Genomic DNA, 17,957 nt, shown 5'->3' with positions numbered 1-17,957 from the left:
TGAGGAAGATATAACATGAAGGCTTTGAAAAACCCAGTGGCATTAGCCACACTGCTGTGGTTGCAAGCATGTAGCATGCAACCACAGCAGTCCGATGCAGACACACCAACAACTCCGCCTGCATCCTTAGATAAGCCAGAAACCATCTTACCTCAAACCTTTATGCTGCGTGGTGAAGTCGTGATTGGGCATGAAAGCCAGTACATCACACCTTGTGGTAGCGACAAACAATACTGGCTGCAACTGTCACCACAACAGGTACAACGAGCCATCGCATTAACCAATGAACCTTATCAAACCATGTATGGAGAAGTGATTGGTCACCTCAATCCTCCTGGTGTTGATGGTTTCTCTGCAGATTTCGACGCGAACTTCGTGGTAGAACAAGTAAACTTCCTCACCACAGAAAACCCACAACGCTGCAAACAAACCAGTAAACCAACACGTATCTTTGGTAACGAGCCATCATGGTCAGCCAGCTTTGAAGGCAACACACTCAAGTTCCAGCAAATGGGCAAGTCGACACAAACGCTCGAAATCGACAGCAGCAAACTGCAACCTCGCCAACGCACCTATCAACTTAACGATGGTGAGCTACGCATGACAGAGAACTTGTGTTCAGACACCATGAGCAACTCTCTTTACGGCTGGAAAGCGACACTAGAGCATGACGATAAAACCTATCAAGGTTGTGGTATGGCGGCCAACGTAGATTCAACACTCGAGTGGGTGAACACTTACGTGGCGACATCGACCCAGTCACAAGGCTTCGAAGTGCAAATGACACTCAACAGCGACCACAGTGCGACAACCAAATACAGCTATACAGACGGGCAACCCCCATTGATTGAACGCGGCTACTGGCAACAGCTGAGCCCATCGCAAGTACAAGTATTGATGACTCACCACCAGCAACAACGCTTAATGACCGAGCGCCTATTTACTCGCGAAGGCAACCAGCTGAAAGCAGTCAAAGAGAAAGTGGGCAATTTGGTTTATCCCATTGCCGATGGGGGTTTAGTGCTATATCCAGCAACAGTGCGTAACTCAGGCACAGAACAACCAGCAGCCGAACGCAACAACGATCCAATTGGCGCTGCTGATGTTCCTTCCAGTGCGGACTTCAACTCAAAAGTGGACGCTGCGGTACGCAACTACTTTTTCATTAATCAAACCAACCCAAGCAATAACCAATACCGTTGGCTGACCTATGATCTGAATGGCGATGGTGATGAAGAATTACTAGTGCAACTTGATTGGTGTGGCTCTGGCGGTTGTACTCTGCTGATATTCGAAAACCACGAGAAAGAGTGGCGTTTCAATAGCCGCATGACGCTAGTACAAAGCCCAATTATGCTTGGTCAACAAACCTCGCACGGCTGGCGTGACCTGATTTTCAATGTCAGCGGTGGCGGCGCAACGCCGGGGCAACACGTGATGCAATACACAGGCGTGAGCTACCCAATCAACCCAAGCTTGGCGCCAAAAGCGAACAAAGAACAAGTCAGCGGCGTGCGTCTGTTCTCAGATGGCATCAGCCCTGTTCGTGATGGAGTGCGCTTGTAATGGCGCAGCCTTGTCCACATTGTGGCTTCCAGTTCAACTGCATCTGTTCACTGCTGCCTGAGTTAAGCAGTGAACAATCGCTGATGCTGTTAATGCACCCTAATGAACTGACGCGCGATACTAACACTGGCAAACTGCTCGCCCAGTGCCAACTGAATGTCACTCAAGTCGTTTGGGACCGAAAAACGCCACCAGCAGAGTTGTTAGAAACGCTAGCGAATCCAAGCCTGCTGCCAGTACTGCTATTCCCAAGTGAAGAGAGCCTAACGCTTGAACAAGTACAGCAACAAAGTACCGAGCAAGACAGACAACCGTTGTACATCATTCTTGATGCGACTTGGCAAGAGGCGCGCAAGATGATCAATAAAAGCCGATGGCTAGAGGGCGTCGCTATGATGGGCTTAGCCACTCAAGCCGATTCCCAATATCAACTGCGTCGCAACCAGCAAGAAGGTAATCTATGTACCTTTGAAGTAGCTGCACAATTGCTGGGGCAACTCGGTGAAGAGCAAAACCAGCAACAGATGCTGGACTTCTTCGAGCAATACCTTCCTCGTTTCCAAGCCGAGAAAAGTGGTCACGAATTCAAAGTCTAACGCCCTTAAGAATCAAAAAACGCAGCTTTAACGCTGCGTTTTTTATTGGATGCTGTTTCACGTGAAACAAAACATTAGAGCTCTTTAGTTCAATTAGAGCAAAGCACATTAAAACAAACGTGTCGGTTCACCTAAGTAATAACCTTGCAGATAGTCCACACCCATGTCCTGAGCAATATCACACACCTCTTTGTTATGCACGAACTCCGCGACGGTCTTAGCATTAAATACCTGACACAAACGCACCAACTGCGAGGCAATCTTGCGCTGCTTTTGGTCTTTGTCGATATAGCGAATCAAACTGCCATCGAGCTTAATCACTTCTGGCTCTAACTTGAGGATCTCATCAATATTGGAGTAACCCGAACCAAAATCATCCACAATGATACGAGCGCCTAGGCTTCTAAAGTGACTGCACACCTCAATCATTCGCCCGTAGTCTTTGATTTGCTCCGACTCCAAGACTTCTAAACCAATCCGTCTTGGGTCGTTCAGCTGAGTAATAGCATGTTCAAGCAACATCAAGGTTTTATCGCTGAGTAAATCCTGAGGTGACAAGTTAATTGAGAAGTCACCATGCTGGTCTTTCATGTAGTTGAGCGTTGAGCGAATCATGTGACGACTCAAACGCGTGTATAAATGCGTATCAGAGATAATCGGCAAGAAACGCCCCGGTGCAATGATGCTGCCATCCTCTTCCATGATACGCACCAAACACTCTTGGCTCGCTGGACGATGACTATAGGCGTGCACAATTGGCTGACTGTAGGTAATGATGTTCTGCTTGAGGATGGCGCGGCTCACACAGCTAAGCCAACCCAACTGCTCTTTTCGCACATCTTCATTAACCTCAATGTCTTTGGCATTGCAGATGTGAGTATTACTTCGCACCCCTGCTCTTCGTGCCTCAATGCCTTTGAGGAGCAATTCATCCGGCGATGCCGTTGGAAAATCACGACGGCTAACTAAGCCACCGCACAATGAAATCGAAAGGTAATCAATGTCTCGTAAGCCACTTGGTTCAAAGTTGGTTTGCTCAACCGCATCAGCAAAGCGAGTAAAGTGTTGCTTGATCGCTTCACTGCTGGTGTCAGCTTTAAATAAGAACGCCCACTCACCAACACCAATGCTATAAAGTTGCAGCGCAGCCGGTTTACCAAGGCGTTTACGCAGGCGATTGCTAAAGTGCATCGACAAGTCTTTCAGCAGCTGATCGCCAACGCGATAACCGTACTTTTCGTTGATATGGCTAAAGTTAAGCAGTTTAAGTGTCAGTAAATGCTCATCGGTATCAATGCTGATCAAACGCTCTTGTAGCGCAACACGATTTTGTAATCCTGTACGACTATCTCGGCGGAAGCTCTGTTCTAGCTTTTTCGCTTGACGATCGAGTTGATAGCCCATGTGAGCATTCATGTTGTTTAGATCGCCAATCGCATTGCGAATCAGGCTAAACAAGGGAGAGATAGAAGTGCTCACTTCTTGCTGTGGCATGTTAAGCGCAGTAACTTCATCCCCTTCACGCATCGCCAAGTAAGTCAGGCTATGGTGCAGAATTTCTTGTTGGTGATTCTCGCCGTACAACTCGCCCATGCAGTAACTGCCCGACGTGTGAGAAATGTCCATGAAGGCACGAACTTCATCGCTGCTATCAATAAAATCAAGTCGCGATGCGCAGTTATAAATCATCACGGCTTCAGGTTGATGCATGGAAAGCTCCACCACTCCATGGCGAACTTGCTCAAGCGTTAACGAAGGATGGTTGTAACAGAACTGCACTTCATCACCCAAACACCAAGGGCGATCGAAGCTCATGCTGCCGTCGGGATGGATTTCCGTCACGGCACACACCTCTTTTTGCCCAATGGATTCGCGATAAAGTGGGAAATTCAGCAGTTGATTAAGCGTCAGGTCGTGCCCATCAGCAAGGTAATGTTTATACACTTCCAACGCTTTACGCTCGCCCAAGCGATACAAGCGCGTCCCTTTGGCGTGAGTAACCTTATGCGGCATGCCGATTGGGTTCCACTCAGAATACGCACTAGTCCATGTTTTCAAAGTATTGCTGTGCAAGGCAACCGCGACAACCGCTTCATCATAAACTTGGTCTTGATGCAGAACCCAACAACCGTCATCGATGGTTTGAGCCAAACCGCCAGAAACCTTCGGACCGTCGGCATCAAATACGCGATACACCGGATAATCACGGCGTTCGATTTGGACAGAAAAGCTAATAATGGCTTTGGAGTTATCTTGCAGTTGTAAAGCTTGCTTGAGATCGTAGCCATCGATATCTGGCGAGAAGGAATAATGCTGAACCGCCGACGTGAGTGTGGTTTGTTCAAACTCCATCACACACACTAAGCAGCCATGGTTGATGATTTCACCTTCCAAGATAACGTGACGGGTGCTGTGACCGATGATATGCGTGTTAGGTAATCTTTCGAGTATTGCCCGTGCGAGCGAGACGGCGGAGTCGCGTGATTGGGTGGATAAGAGTTGCACCAGATAACGTTTATCTGCACAACACTGAGAAGTGACTAAAAAGTCATTAAGCTGATCCACATTTTGAACCAGTTGAGAGAATGCTCGCATTTACCCTACCACTGCCGTCATCAAGCCACACCACATGAAAGTGATTTTATTATTTTACTTTGATGAGAGTAATTTACGTGGCTTTAGGCGGCTTTTCTAGGGTCAGAATTAAGATTGCATGGATTAATGCGAAAGCGATTACAAAAGCGCGAGTAACGACTGCAAGTTATTGATTTCAATGTCAGGTAACGTTCGCGTTTTTGCCTGAGTAATGACATTTTTATTCATATCATTGAACCAGCATGCGGCAAAACCCGCGAGTTTCGCACCTTGAACGTCTGTTACTAAGTGATCACCGACATGAAGAATGTGATCACTAGGCAAATCCAGAAACTGCTGCGCTTTGGTGAACATATCCGGCGCAGGTTTCGCGCTGCCATCCGGCCCTGCTTTCAGTACTTGCTGGAAATAAGGCGTAAGACCGATTCTATCTAAATCCACATTGCCGTTGGTGATTGCTACCAGCGGGATTTCTTGCCCGAGTTCAGCAAGTACATCGAGGCTTTGCTGTGGTACTTCAAAACGGTTACGCCAATCTAAAGCAACCTCGACTGCGGCTTGCGCAGCGGTATGCGCTGCTTCGTTATCGTACCCAACTTGAGAGAAGGCTTGCTTGAGCTGCACTAAACGCCACAAAGTGACATCACTCTTCAGCTCAGGTTGTTGCTGCACGACACGCTGCTTGAGTGCAAACCAATCGGCTTTATCTAGGTGAGCGACCGCCGGATGATGGTGTTTAAGCCAAGATAACAACTTACGCTCCATACGAACTATCACTGGGTAGTTGTCATAGAGGGTGTCATCAAGGTCAAACGTCATCGCCTTTACAGGCGCAATACGGCGGTAGAATTTCATGGGATTCCTTGGTTAATCCGACTTGTCGTCGTTTCTCTTACGCGCTCTTGGATGCGCCTGATCATAAGCTTGCGCTAAATGTTGGAAATCCAAGTGGGTATAGATTTGGGTGGTGGAGATGTTTTCATGCCCCAATAGCTCTTGCACCGCACGTAAGTTATTGCTCGATTCCAGCATGTGCGTTGCAAACGAGTGACGCAATTTGTGCGGGCTAATGTGGCTCGCAACGGACTGTTTCTGCCCCCATTCCGCCATACGCTTTTGCACACTGCGATGTGAGATTCGTGTACCCAACTTAGAAACAAACAGTGCAGGTTCACCCGGCGCAGCTAAATCACCACGCACACGCAACCATTTACCAACCCATTCGGTTGCCATACCAGAGAACGGCACTTTACGTTCTTTGTCACCTTTACCAATCACTCGTAATTCGCCACTGCGTAACTGAACATCACGTACATCGACGCTAACCAGTTCTGCCAAACGCAGACCAGCGCCGTACATTAGCTCCATCATGGCACGATCGCGCACCGCTAACGGGTCGTCCTCGTTCACTTCGAGCAATTGGTTTACTTCATCCACATCGAGGTTTTTCGGCAGTGGGCGTTTCTTACGTGGTGCCGAAACCCCTTTAGCAGGGTTCGCTGACATTTCTCCACGTAGGATCAGGAAATCGAAAAAGCTGCGTAGAGAAGATAAGCGCGTCGCTAAGCTGCTGGCTTTCATGCCTTCACGCATGCCTTTACCTGCCAATTGACGCACCCAACCTGCATCGACTTGCGACCAATCTTTCAAACCCATCTCAGCCAAGTGGTGAGCCATGGTTTCCAATTGTTGTTTGTAGTTGCGTTGGGTGTGCAGGCTAAGCCCCTTTTCGCTTCGCAGGAACTCGTAGAAGCGTTCAAGAGGCTTTTGAAGACTATTTGGCAGAGGAGTGTTGGGAGTTGTCGTCATCGTGACTTTGCCATACCAATGTTTGAGCGAGATGTGCCACTACTAAGGATAGGTGACGCAAAAACAAGGTATCCATATCTGGTTGGAAATGACCGCCATCCTCGCTAGAAAATGCCAGTACGCCAAGCGTCTGTTTTTTCACAAGCGGTAACACCACATAGGAACCCATTTCTGGAACGTCCATATCCCCAAACAACGCTTCGCGATCCACTTTACGCAGACGACCTAAGTACGCCTCTTTGCCGTTTAAGTGGTTGGTAGCAAAACGTTGGTAGCTTTCCTTACTCAATTGAGTCGCAGCATCACACTGGCTCAATAGACGCACATACGCCTTCAAACCAAGGTCTTTGGCTTTGAGTTCAATGGCGTTGATGACTTGCTTGAAGTCACCACACTTAAGGATTTGCCCTTGCAGATCCATGAACTCGTAGAAGGTGCGATCGTTATTCGCCGCCAAAGACATCAGAGTAGTGATTTCTTCTTCTAGATCTTCAATTCGTTGGCGCTGGCGGTTCATTTGAATGTGAACCAAAGAAACCGTACCTAAATCTGTGTGTGGCAAAGATAGGCGATCGACCAATTCAGGGCGCTGAACAAAGAAGTCTGGGTGGTCTTTTAAATATTGCGCCACCACTTCTGCAGTCAGCGCATCCGCTTCAACTTCTGAGATTTGGTTTTCTTGCTCTTCAACTAGCACGACAATTGACCATCAAATACGTGAGTTGCAGGACCAGTCATAAACAGCGGTTTGCCTGGACCTTGCCAAGAAATACGTAGGTCACCACCAGGAAGTGAAACTTTCACGTTCTCATCCAGTAAACCTTGCAGGATGCCCACCGCAACGGCACCACAGGCACCGCTACCGCAAGCTTGTGTTTCACCCGCGCCACGCTCATACACGCGTAGGCGGATGTGATTGCGATTCACAACTTGCATAAAGCCCGCGTTCACACGCTCAGGGAAGCGTTCGTGTGATTCTAATAGCGGTCCGAGTGTTTCCACTTCTGCCGTATCCACATCGTCAACCACGGTCACCACGTGCGGGTTACCCATGCTCACTGCGCCACAGAACAGGGTCTTATCGCCTGCACGCATGATGTAGGTTTTCTCTTTCTGCTTCGCTTTGAAAGGGATCTTGTTCGGCTCGAACTCAGGTACGCCCATGTTCACCGTAACTTCACCATCGTCTTCAACATCAAGAATCATCTTACCTTTCTTGGTGCTCACGCTGATGCTGTACTTGTTGGTCAAGCCTTTCAAACGGACGAAACGTGCGAAACAGCGAGCGCCATTACCACACTGCTCAACTTCACTGCCATCGGCATTAAAAATGCGATAATGGAAGTCGCTTTCAGGATCATAAGGCGCTTCAACCACGAGCAATTGGTCAAAACCAACGCCCGTGTGACGATCCGACAAACGACGGATCAAATCTTGCGAGAAAAACACGTTCTGGGTAATGCAGTCGACGACCATAAAGTCGTTGCCCAAACCGTGCATTTTGGAAAAGTGGAAATGCATTTGTTGTGTGTTACTCCGGTAGAATCTGTTCCAGCTGCCACAAACTGGTCAGCTCCTCACGCTGGCGAACAAGGTGGCTTTGATTGCCATCCACCATCACTTCCGCCGCTCGGGTACGAGTATTGTAGTTCGAAGACATCACAAAACCATAGGCGCCTGCAGAGCGAACCGCGAGTAGATCACCTTCTTGCAGCACTAGTGCTCGATCTTTGCCCAAGAAATCGCCCGTTTCACAGATAGGACCAACTAAGTCATAAGTCTGTGCTTCACCTTCACGTGGTGCTACAGGAACAATATCTTGCCACGCTTGGTAAAGCGCAGGACGCATTAAATCGTTCATTGCCGCATCGATAATCGCAAAGTTTTTATGCTCTGTGTGCTTTAGGAATTCCACACGCGTTAGCAAGATGCCGGCGTTAGCTGCAATCGCACGACCTGGTTCGAAAATCAATTCAAGATCTTGATGATTCTCAAGACGACCTAACAGTGCTTTCGCGTAATCAGAAGGCTGTGGTGGCAATTCATCACGATATACCACGCCTAGACCACCACCAACGTCCAAGTGACGGATGTTGATGCCTTGTGCTTTCAAGTCATCAATCAACGCTAATAGACGATCTGTTGCATCGATGAAAGGTTCAATCTCAGTCAGCTGAGAACCGATGTGGCAGTCGATACCTTGAACGTTTAGGTTTGGTAGGCTCTGAGCAAATTTATATACCGCAGGCGCACGGTCAAACGCGATACCAAATTTGTTGTCACGTAGACCAGTCGAAATGTAAGGGTGAGTCTTAGCGTCTACGTCAGGGTTAATTCGTAGAGAAATCGGTGCAACCACGCCTAGCTCGCCCGCGACTTTATTCAAGCGCTCAAGCTCAGGTTCGGATTCCACGTTGAAGCATTTAATGCCCAGTTCCAGTGCGCGTTTCATCTCTGCAGGCGTTTTACCAACACCGGAGAACACCACCTTCTTCGCATCACCGCCTGCGGCGATAACACGCTCAAGCTCACCACCAGATACGATATCAAAGCCTGAGCCCAAACGAGCCAGTGCATTCAATACGCCAAGGTTTGAGTTTGCTTTTACTGCGTAACAAACAAGATGAGGATGCTGACCCACAGCGCTATCGAACGCATTCCAGTGGCGCTCTAACGTCGCACGTGAGTAAACATAAAGAGGAGTGCCATGCTGCTCGGCAAGAGCTTGAAGTGAGACGTCTTCGGCCCAAAGCTGGCCATCATCCTGATAGTTGAAGTAATCCAAAATTTGCTTCCCTTAATTAATTCGACTGCTAAACCCTGATTTCACCCTAAGGGTGGCTAATTATTGTGACTGCTCGTTCTGCTGAGCGTCATCTGGGATGTAAAGTGAACCTGATTGACCGCAACCAGCAAGTGTCGCTGCAACCATCACAAACAACACAGTAAGTAATTTTTTCATTTTGCATATCGTGATTATTAAACCAATGCCCCCTATAATCGCACCACACTCAGGAAAAGCAATAGGATAGACGGATGAACGATACTGAATTTCATCAACTAGTGGATGCGCAGATGCAACTCATCGAAGAATCCATCGATGATTCAGGTGCAGACATTGATTACGAAGTCACTGGCAACGTAATGACATTAGAGTTTGAAGACCGCAGCCAAATCATCATTAACCGCCAAGAGCCAATGCATGAGATCTGGTTGGCATCGAAGTCTGGAGGCTTCCACTTCAAGCTAGTCGATAACAAATGGACTTGCTCTAAAACGGGCATGGAACTGTTTGAAATGGTGAAAGAAGAGTGTGAAAAACACGCTGGTGAAACGATCGATTGGGCATAAGCCAAATGGGTCTTCGTGACGACCAGTCACCTAAACGACAAAAGAGCACCGAGGTGCTCTTTTTTGTTGTTCGATTTACGCGTTCACCGCTTTGGTTGGGCGAGTCGGCGTACAGCCATCATTACGGTAAGGGATAATGTAGGTGTTCCCTTCTTCTGGATGAATAATTTGGTAGTACTGTGGCAAGTTAAAGTTAATAAACTTCGACGATACACGATTATCATCTTTCACCGAGGTGTAAAAGCTGTTCACTGACGCAATCATTTCATCTTTCGAACCACTGAATTGATGATAAACCTCAACTTGGTTTGACTCATCCAGTACGTAGATATTGAAACCATCGTCAGTGTCTTCAAAGAAGAACTGCACCAAACCTTCACTGGCAAAGCCATCCACTACTTCTGGTAGTTGATACTCTTGCTCACGATCCAGCATCAACAACGGCGAGCCTTTCAGCTTATTGGTTGAAATGCTGCGGTAGAAATCGACCGAGTTTTCCAGTTTCTGAACCGAGACGCCACGACGCTCAAAGAACAGACCGTAAGTTTGGTTAGCGAGACGCATGGCTTTAAAGCGACGGCGTTTTTCTTGTTCAACCGGCTTCAAACGTAAGTCGATACATTCTGCCAATAGCTGATACACCATATTACGCATCACACCACGCATATTCTTCGCGTAGCAGAACACATCCACCGACTCTGGCGGAATCGCATCTTGGTGCATTTTGCCAAGGATGGTCTTCAACGCATCTAGCATCGCGGTTTCACCTTTGAAGTGCAGGGTACGCACTTCATGCCATGAGTTGCGATAAACCAAATCGACACTGCCGACCAAGTTAATTTGCTCAGGGCCAAAGCTGAAGATATCAGTATTCTTAACATCCACTTTGAGTGAGCGACCAGACAGCTCTGCCGTTGGGTCATTTTCAAAGTTGATGAACATCGCCATCTGACTAATTTCGCACGGGCTACCCAACGCTTGCATGGTTGGGCGACGCTTGCGTAACGAGAAGGTGTTACGTAAGTCACTCACCATTTGGTAGAACTTATCGATGTCTAACTGCGCCTCACGCACCACCGCGTGCAAACGTGTTGACTCGGTAATCAAACCATTGAAGAACGCCCAAGAAACCAACTTACTCAAGTACTCATGGTGCTCCAGACAAGGTTGACCAAGAATGCGGTGCGCAATCAGTGGTTGCTTGTACAAGTACCAACCTGATTTGTTCACCCCACCCTCTTTTACTTCAATAAAGCTCAAGTCAGGTTCGTGCAAATCTGGCGAGATCTGAGGGTTAAGCAAGGTAACTTTACCCGGCAGCACTTCGAATGCCGCGTACAGCTTACGAGCAAGAATACTGATGTCTTGCGGGCTGATCGCCGAAGTAATGTCGTTGCGACGCGCAAACTGAATCAAGTTACGGTAGCTTTGCATCAAAGCATCCAACAATGCATGGTGCACCACTTTCACTTGTTCTACTTTCCAGTTACGGCGATCGTCGAGCTCCGCCAATACCGCTTCATCCCAATCCCATTTCGCAATCATGTCGCTCAAGGCTTCACGGCGCCAAGCTACAGAACCTACATCAGGTTCACGAGACAGCTTTTCATGGGTTTTAAGGTAGAAACAGCGGCGAACCAAATCCAAACGAGTGTCGTCTTGAATTCGCTCTAGGTAACGCGTTACTTTCTCTAGCATCAAGTAGTACGCATCCATACCGTACAAGTCAGGCTCGTGGGCAAAGAAGCGACGTTTGGTGTCGATGCTAAGAAGTTGTGTGTGCGGGTATTCCCACGAGTAAGCTTCAAGCAAGATCGCTTTCAACACGGACTTGTAAGGGGAATCGATACTCTTGTACAGCTGCCACAAGTTCGAACCGAAGTACTCTTCAGCAGGAATGCGGTTAAGCTGACCAAAGTTGATCCACTCATCACAGTTGATGTAGCCATCTTTACAAAGCTGTGCAACGTACTCGTCGTAACACTCTTCCATTTCTGGTGGCACGATTTGCCACAACAAACGCTGTCCTGCCAGACGAACCGCAGAACGGTAGAATTCATCCAGCAGTAATAGGTGCTGAGAAGAACCACAGTTATCGCCGGTCATTTCTTCAGAACGGTTGCTACGAAAACGCTCTTCATCCATTAGGAAGAAGTTCGCTTCTACACCTTGGCTTTGTGCCCAATCGGTGATCAGCAAGCATTTGTTGGTCAACAGTTCACGTTGGTCGTTATCCATCTCCGGTGAGATACACACCCAAATATCCAAATCACTAGATGTACTTTGACCAATAGAGGAGGTACTGCCCATGGTATACAAACCTAAGATCGCAGGTTGCTCTGCCGTCCTAAGCGGTTGACCGATTGTCAGTTGGGTATCATCAAGGAATTGCTGTTGGAGCTCGTTCAGCTCTAGACCAAACACACCATAAGGGACGTCTGCATCGTAGTAGCCGGGAATAACAGGATGGTTGTAGTTCAACAAGGCAGGAATCAAGTGGAAGACTTGCTGGCTTTGCGAATCCATAAGCGCCAGCGCACGGTCGATCCGTTGCTGGTTCAGGTTATCTAATCGCTGAATAAGTTTTTGGGTGTAAGCCTGCAAGGGAAGTTCCTTGGTTGAACAATCACGAAAATCTGCTGATGTTTTAAACCAAAATGGTGTAAAAACGTGATCAATTTAACACTTTCATCAGGGTTGGTAAAGATTTCCACCCGCAAATAGTTGTGGTCTGAAAACCCCACACTAGTCGCAAAAATCGATAGCGCAGTAGTGTCGCTTGTATTCACCTATAACTAATAATAGTCCTTAGCCTAAATGAGAATCCAGTCACACTATTTTCATAACGTCATGTAATTCGATTCATGACACCAAGAGAAGCCTAACTAACATTAAGACTTTCACGCGTTGAGTGGTAGGATTAGGCAAAACTAAAACAGCATTGAGAAGACCATGACACAATCTACGCCAATTCGCATTGCAACTCGAAAAAGCCCTCTTGCCCTATGGCAAGCTCACTATGTAAAAGACGCACTTCAAGCCGCTCATCCAGGTCTGGAAGTTGAGCTGGTTACTATGGTGACCAAAGGCGACATCATTTTGGATACACCGCTAGCCAAAGTCGGTGGTAAAGGCTTGTTTGTGAAAGAGCTAGAAGTGGCAATGCTTGAAGGTCGTGCAGACCTTGCGGTGCACTCAATGAAAGATGTACCAGTAGACTTCCCTGAAGGTCTTGGCTTGGTGACGATTTGTGAACGTGAAGACCCACGTGATGCATTCGTTTCTAACACTTACAACAACATTGATGAACTGCCACAAGGCGCAGTGGTAGGTACTTGTAGCCTGCGTCGTCAGTGTCAGTTAAAAGAATACCGCCCAGACTTAGTTATCAAAGAGTTGCGTGGCAACGTAGGTACTCGTCTAGGTAAGCTAGATGCAGGTGAATACGATGCAATCATTCTTGCTGCTGCAGGTCTGAAACGCCTTGAGCTAGAAGAGCGCATCCGTAGCTTTATCGAGCCAGAGCAATCGCTACCAGCAGTAGGCCAAGGTGCAGTAGGTATTGAGTGCCGTGTGGATGACGAACGTCTACTTAAACTGCTTGAGCCGCTAAACCACCAAGACACAGCAGATCGCGTACGCTGTGAGCGCGCGATGAACCTCACCCTTGAAGGCGGTTGTCAGGTGCCAATCGGCAGTTACTCACTGCTTGATGGTGACAACATTTGGCTACGCGCACTGGTTGGTGAACCAGACGGCAGCCTAATTGTGCGTGGTGAAATTAGCGGTCACCGCAAAGATGCTGAAGCACTCGGTGTTCAACTGGCTAACGAGCTACTTGAAAACGGTGCGCGCGACATCCTCACCAAACTGTACGCAGACCACGAATAATCATGGCAGTGTTGGTCACTCGTCCGGGAGAGCAAGGCATGGCGCTTTGCTCTCTGCTCGAAAGGCACGGCAAAACTGCAATTCATCATCCTCTGATCGACATCGTCGCCGATCTCAGCGACACACAACTCTCCAAATACATTGAAACCGCTCAAATCATCATTGCTGTTAGCCAACATGCGGTGCAATGCGCAGAGCAAATCTTGCAGAACCACGCTAAATCATGGTCTAAGCAGGCTATATACCTTGCCGTTGGTCAAAAAACCGCACACTATTTGAGCAAATGTACCCAACAGAAAGTACACTATCCACAAGTCAGTGATAGTGAGCACTTGTTGCAGCTTCCCGAGCTAAACAATGTAGAAAAACAAACAGTTCTGATCCTTCGTGGCAATGGTGGTAGAGAGCTGATAAAAGATGCATTGGTGAGACGTGGAGCAAAAGTTCACTATAGTGAGACTTATAAGAGAGAATTTATCCCATTCGATCCAGTAAGCTGTGTCTCACTATGGAAAACCCAACAAATCGACCAGATTATCGTCACCAGTGGTGAACAACTGGATTATTTGTGCAGCCAATTGACGTCAGAGCAATTGACTTGGCTTAATCAACAAGAGTTGTATATCCCCAGTCAGCGAATCGCTGACATCGCAATTCAACGGGGCTTCACTCAGGTCAGGTGCACAGGAAGCGCATCCAACCAAGAATTACTGGCTGCTCTCCAGCCCTAGCTACACAGGATATAGGCATGACAAGTAAAAATAACGACCAAAAGAATAACGATAAAAACCTTTCCGAAGAAACCACATCGGCACCGCTAGCTGAAAAAGACACGCCTAAGAAGGAATCTGAACCAAGCAAGGCAAAATCAAAGCCTGCTGAGCCAACCAAACCAGCAGAACCAAACAAAGTTGAATTTGAAGAGAAGCAAGGCAAACGCGGCGTCAAGCTGGGTACTGTTGCTATCGTCTTATCACTGATTTTTGGTGGCGGTCTCACTTACAAAATGCTTGAGCAGCAATCTGAATACCAAACTCAGATCGCTCAACTGCAAAGCCAACTGGAACAAGCTCAATCAGCAATGAAGCAAGAGCTTAGCCAAGTAAAAGAAGAAACCATTGAAAAAGCGACCACTGTCACTCACAAAGCAGAAGTGGTACTGGGTCAGCAACAAAAGAGCATCGAAAGCCTACAACTGGCTGTCGCTGATGTGAAAGGCCGTCGTCCAAACGACTGGCTACTGGCAGAAGCTGACTACCTAGTAAAACTGGCAGGTCGTAAATTGTTCCTAGAGCACGATGTAGAAAGCGCGACTCAATTGATGGAAAGCGCGGACCAACGTATCGCTGCGCTGAACGATCCAAGCTTGGTCGGTCTGCGTAAAGCCATGGCAAACGACATTACTAAGTTGCGTGTTGTTCCTTTAGTAGACCGTGATGGCTTGGTGTTGCGTCTAACCGCGTTACAACAGCAAGTCGACAAACTGCCACTTGCGAATGCTTTGCTACCAGAAGCAGCTGCGGTAGAGAAGCAACAAGTGTCTGAAGATATTGCAAACTGGCAAGATAACCTGATGACGTCATTAAAAGACTTCTCAGAAAACTTCATCACCTTCCGCACTCGTGACGGCAACGTAATCCCTCTATTGTCACCACAACAACACTTCTACTTGAAAGAAAACATCAAAGCGAAGTTAGAGACGGCAATCAAAGCGGTTTACCAAGAGCAAGGTGAAATCTACACCACCTCTCTAGAGACAGCAGACAAATGGGCAATGGCATTCTTCAACCAAGACGACAACTCGGTGAAAGAATTCAACAAAACACTGAGCCAACTGAGCAAGCAAGACATTCAAGTTGAATACCCTGCGAAGCTAGAAAGCCAAAACCAACTCTCTGATGTGATTCGTGAACGTCTACGTCGTGAAGTGACCACAATGACAGGTACGGAGGATAAGTAATGGTTCGTCTTATTTTCCTATTTGTTGTTCTTGGTGCCGGTCTGTTCGTTGGCACTCAATTCTCAGGTCAGCAAGGTTATGTCCTGATCTCAATCGCGAATACAACGATAGAGATGAGTGTCACTACTCTAGTGATCTTTGTGATTGCCGCGTTAGCAGCGTTGTTCTTCTTAGAGTACCTAGTCAAGAAGTTGGTTTACGCAAGCTCAAGCACTTGGAACTACTTTAGCGTGCGCAAAATGCGTCGCTCTCGTCGCTATACCAACGAAGGCATCATCAAGCTGCTTGAAGGTGACTGGAAAGGTGCAGAGAAGAAAGTAACACGTTGGGCAAACCATCACGACATGCCTCTTCTGTGTTACCTAGTGGCTTCAGAAGCTGCGCAAGGTCAAGGTGACAAAGCGAAGCGTGACCAGTACCTAGAGCTAGCAAGCCAGCAAGAAAATGCGCACCTAGCAGTAGAACTGACTCGTGCAAAACAGTTTATTCGTGATAACGAGTTCGAATCTGCATTCGACACACTGCAAGCACTGAAAGGTCAGTACGCGAATAACTCAATTGTTCTTAACCTGCTAAAGACCACTTACATGCAGCTTAAGCTGTGGCAACCGCTGATCGATCTGATGCCTCAGCTAAGCAAAGCCAAACTGGTTACGGAAGAAGAGCAAGCGGAGCTGGTTCAGAAAGCACAATGCGGCTTGCTACACGAAGTGGCTCAGCAGCAAGGCAGCGAAGGTCTTATCTCACACTGGAACGGTTTGCCACGTAAGGTAAAACAAGACGCTCATTTGATCGGTTGTTTTGCTCACGAGCTCATCTCACGTAAAGCAGATAACGAAGCATTCACAGTAATCAAAGAAGCACTGAAGAAAAGCCCAACACCAGAGCTCTACCAATTACTGCCAGAGCTAAACCTACCGGATAGTCACCCAGTCATCGTATTCTTGGAAGGTGTCTTGAAGCGTGAACCAGAAAACGCAGCGGCACAAAGTGCATTAGCACACTTCTTCTTCCGCCAAGAAAAATGGCAAGAAGCGCAAGAACACTTCGAGGTTGCGCTAAAACTTCGCTCAGACGTTTCTGACTATGCTTACCTAGCAGACACACTAGAGAAGCAAAACCTGACAAAAGCGGCTCACGAGGTCTCTCGTAAAGCGCTAACGCTAGTTCAAAACAACTAAGCGATTCAGAAAGTAAAAAGCCGACGGTTTACTGTCGGCTTTTTTATTGCCTGCAATTTCTCACGCCCTATCATCGTAGCGACTGACTCCCCTAAGAGCAGAGAACCCTCTACTGCCTACACCTTATTAGAAATAATCATCAAAGCTTCTGTCATTCATTCCAAACTGCTCTTCTTCATGTCACTAAGAACCACGTGAAGCAACCGCGCTCACTTCATGCAAGACAGGGCGATTGGTTCTAAATGGTTAGGAGGGAAAATCTCCTTCAGCATAGTGATAGCCAAAGAAGTAACAGGCCCCATACAGCGCTTGGATAGCGTTTGTTATAAAAGCTAAAGCAAAGAGTCATGTTCATCGGTAGTAAGTATTAAAAGGTGCTCAGACGCTCTAATACATATTGAATACTACAGCGAGTAGAAACGCTCTTTTGTTGAGAAGATAGGGATAGGAATGGCGAGGAGAAAGCTCAATCACTTTCGCAAGACGGCGGCTTCTATAACCCTTCAAGACAAAGAAAATAGAAGGTCTCAAAGTACGGCTTAACACTAGGCTGTTGATTGAGTGGAGAGCAGAAGCGCTAGTTTGGAGCTGTACTCGGTTAGGAGGTTGATTCAAATCGCTTCACCTATTTGCAAGCTCAAGAGGCGACAAAAAACCGCTGATTTTTCAGCGGGCTTTCTTTGTAGTGACTGAGTTCGAGGACGATTAATCCTAAGTCGCGACTGACTTTGGACTTGATGTAAATCCCGTCTAATTCTCAAAAGTCAGAAATGAAAAAAGCCTCGCTATTTCTAGCGAGGCTTCTTAATAGTGGCGGAGAGATAGGGATTTGAACCCTAGATACGCTATTAACGTATGCCGGTTTTCAAGACCGGTGCTTTCAACCACTCAGCCATCTCTCCACAAATTGTTACTAAAATTTAGTCTTACTTAAATAATGCTAAATCTCAGTTTTGCCTTTAGATTTTTTAAAATCTAAAAACAGTAAGCAAGCCTGGCGATGTCCTA

General features: G+C 47.3%; 14 protein-coding genes, 1 tRNA gene and 1 pseudogene. 7 read left to right on the top strand and 9 right to left on the bottom strand.

The features are described 5' to 3' along the window. Window positions 1–15 precede the first annotated feature (15 nt). Both KIT90_RS26460 and KIT90_RS26455 read left to right on the top strand, forming a co-directional pair. The gene (locus tag KIT90_RS26460; RefSeq protein WP_285379542.1) at window positions 16–1,566 is read left to right on the top strand and encodes a COG3650 family protein; all 1,551 of its coding nucleotides are present in this window, start codon (window positions 16–18) and stop codon (window positions 1,564–1,566) included. Next, window positions 1,566–2,162, top strand: coding sequence for a tRNA-uridine aminocarboxypropyltransferase (locus KIT90_RS26455; protein ID WP_020197742.1), 597 nt, complete (start codon window positions 1,566–1,568; stop codon window positions 2,160–2,162). Before KIT90_RS26460 ends, KIT90_RS26455 begins: the two co-directional genes overlap by 1 nt. 108 nt (window positions 2,163–2,270) lie before the next feature. Here the strand turns inward: KIT90_RS26455 and KIT90_RS26450 are convergent, their stop codons facing one another. From KIT90_RS26450 to KIT90_RS26420, 7 genes and pseudogenes are all read right to left on the bottom strand, one after another. Then, a complete protein-coding gene (locus KIT90_RS26450) occupies window positions 2,271–4,757 on the bottom strand; it encodes an EAL domain-containing protein (RefSeq protein ID WP_285379540.1) in 2,487 nt (828 codons plus the stop codon). Window positions 4,758–4,895: 138 nt separating this feature from the next. Next, the gene (yigB, locus tag KIT90_RS26445) at window positions 4,896–5,612 is read right to left on the bottom strand and encodes a 5-amino-6-(5-phospho-D-ribitylamino)uracil phosphatase YigB (protein ID WP_285379538.1); all 717 of its coding nucleotides are present in this window, start codon (window positions 5,610–5,612) and stop codon (window positions 4,896–4,898) included. A 12-nt stretch (window positions 5,613–5,624) separates the two neighbouring features. Then, window positions 5,625–6,566 (bottom strand): tyrosine recombinase XerC, encoded by a 942-nt coding sequence (xerC, locus tag KIT90_RS26440; RefSeq protein WP_005430404.1) that lies wholly within the window; start codon window positions 6,564–6,566, stop codon window positions 5,625–5,627. Further along, a complete protein-coding gene (locus tag KIT90_RS26435) occupies window positions 6,532–7,236 on the bottom strand; it encodes a DUF484 family protein (protein ID WP_373417712.1) in 705 nt (234 codons plus the stop codon). The genes xerC and KIT90_RS26435 overlap by 35 nt, the downstream gene beginning before the upstream one ends. Before the next feature lie 20 nt (window positions 7,237–7,256). Beyond that, window positions 7,257–8,087 (bottom strand): diaminopimelate epimerase, encoded by an 831-nt coding sequence (gene dapF, locus KIT90_RS26430; RefSeq protein ID WP_285379535.1) that lies wholly within the window; start codon window positions 8,085–8,087, stop codon window positions 7,257–7,259. A gap of 10 nt (window positions 8,088–8,097) precedes the next feature. Beyond that, window positions 8,098–9,351, bottom strand: coding sequence for a diaminopimelate decarboxylase (lysA, locus tag KIT90_RS26425; RefSeq protein WP_009705173.1), 1,254 nt, complete (start codon window positions 9,349–9,351; stop codon window positions 8,098–8,100). Window positions 9,352–9,411: 60 nt separating this feature from the next. Beyond that, window positions 9,412–9,623 (bottom strand): annotated as a pseudogene (locus KIT90_RS26420) (lipoprotein). On the opposite strand from KIT90_RS26420, the gene cyaY reads away from it, so the two are divergent. After that, a complete protein-coding gene (gene cyaY, locus KIT90_RS26415) occupies window positions 9,603–9,917 on the top strand; it encodes an iron donor protein CyaY (RefSeq protein WP_005438551.1) in 315 nt (104 codons plus the stop codon). The pseudogene KIT90_RS26420 and the gene cyaY sit on opposite strands and share 21 nt — an antisense overlap. A gap of 75 nt (window positions 9,918–9,992) precedes the next feature. On the opposite strand, the gene KIT90_RS26410 is transcribed toward cyaY, so the two are convergent. Beyond that, the gene (locus tag KIT90_RS26410; protein WP_285379532.1) at window positions 9,993–12,521 is read right to left on the bottom strand and encodes a class I adenylate cyclase; all 2,529 of its coding nucleotides are present in this window, start codon (window positions 12,519–12,521) and stop codon (window positions 9,993–9,995) included. 348 nt (window positions 12,522–12,869) lie between these two features. On the opposite strand from KIT90_RS26410, the gene hemC reads away from it, so the two are divergent. Genes hemC through KIT90_RS26390 form a run of 4 tightly spaced genes read left to right on the top strand, consistent with a single transcriptional unit; the run spans window position 12,870 to window position 16,949 of the window. After that, window positions 12,870–13,808, top strand: coding sequence for a hydroxymethylbilane synthase (gene hemC, locus KIT90_RS26405; RefSeq protein ID WP_285379530.1), 939 nt, complete (start codon window positions 12,870–12,872; stop codon window positions 13,806–13,808). 2 nt (window positions 13,809–13,810) lie between these two features. Further along, window positions 13,811–14,539 (top strand): uroporphyrinogen-III synthase, encoded by a 729-nt coding sequence (locus KIT90_RS26400; RefSeq protein ID WP_009705176.1) that lies wholly within the window; start codon window positions 13,811–13,813, stop codon window positions 14,537–14,539. Between the two features lie 17 nt (window positions 14,540–14,556). Continuing rightward, on the top strand, window positions 14,557–15,768 hold the full coding sequence (locus KIT90_RS26395) for a uroporphyrinogen-III C-methyltransferase (RefSeq protein WP_285379528.1): 1,212 nt from the start codon (window positions 14,557–14,559) through the stop codon (window positions 15,766–15,768). Next, the gene (locus KIT90_RS26390; RefSeq protein WP_054824689.1) at window positions 15,768–16,949 is read left to right on the top strand and encodes a heme biosynthesis protein HemY; all 1,182 of its coding nucleotides are present in this window, start codon (window positions 15,768–15,770) and stop codon (window positions 16,947–16,949) included. The genes KIT90_RS26395 and KIT90_RS26390 overlap by 1 nt, the downstream gene beginning before the upstream one ends. An 811-nt stretch (window positions 16,950–17,760) precedes the next feature. Here KIT90_RS26390 and KIT90_RS26385 read toward each other — a convergent pair. Beyond that, window positions 17,761–17,851, bottom strand: a tRNA-Ser gene (locus KIT90_RS26385). Window positions 17,852–17,957 lie beyond the last annotated feature (106 nt).

Origin of the sequence: Vibrio sp. B172a, from assembly GCF_030248355.1 — a bacterium.
Taxonomy (GTDB): domain Bacteria; phylum Pseudomonadota; class Gammaproteobacteria; order Enterobacterales; family Vibrionaceae; genus Vibrio; species Vibrio owensii.
Note: the sequence above shows the minus strand (reverse complement) of the source record. Positions and strands in the feature narration are given on the sequence as shown.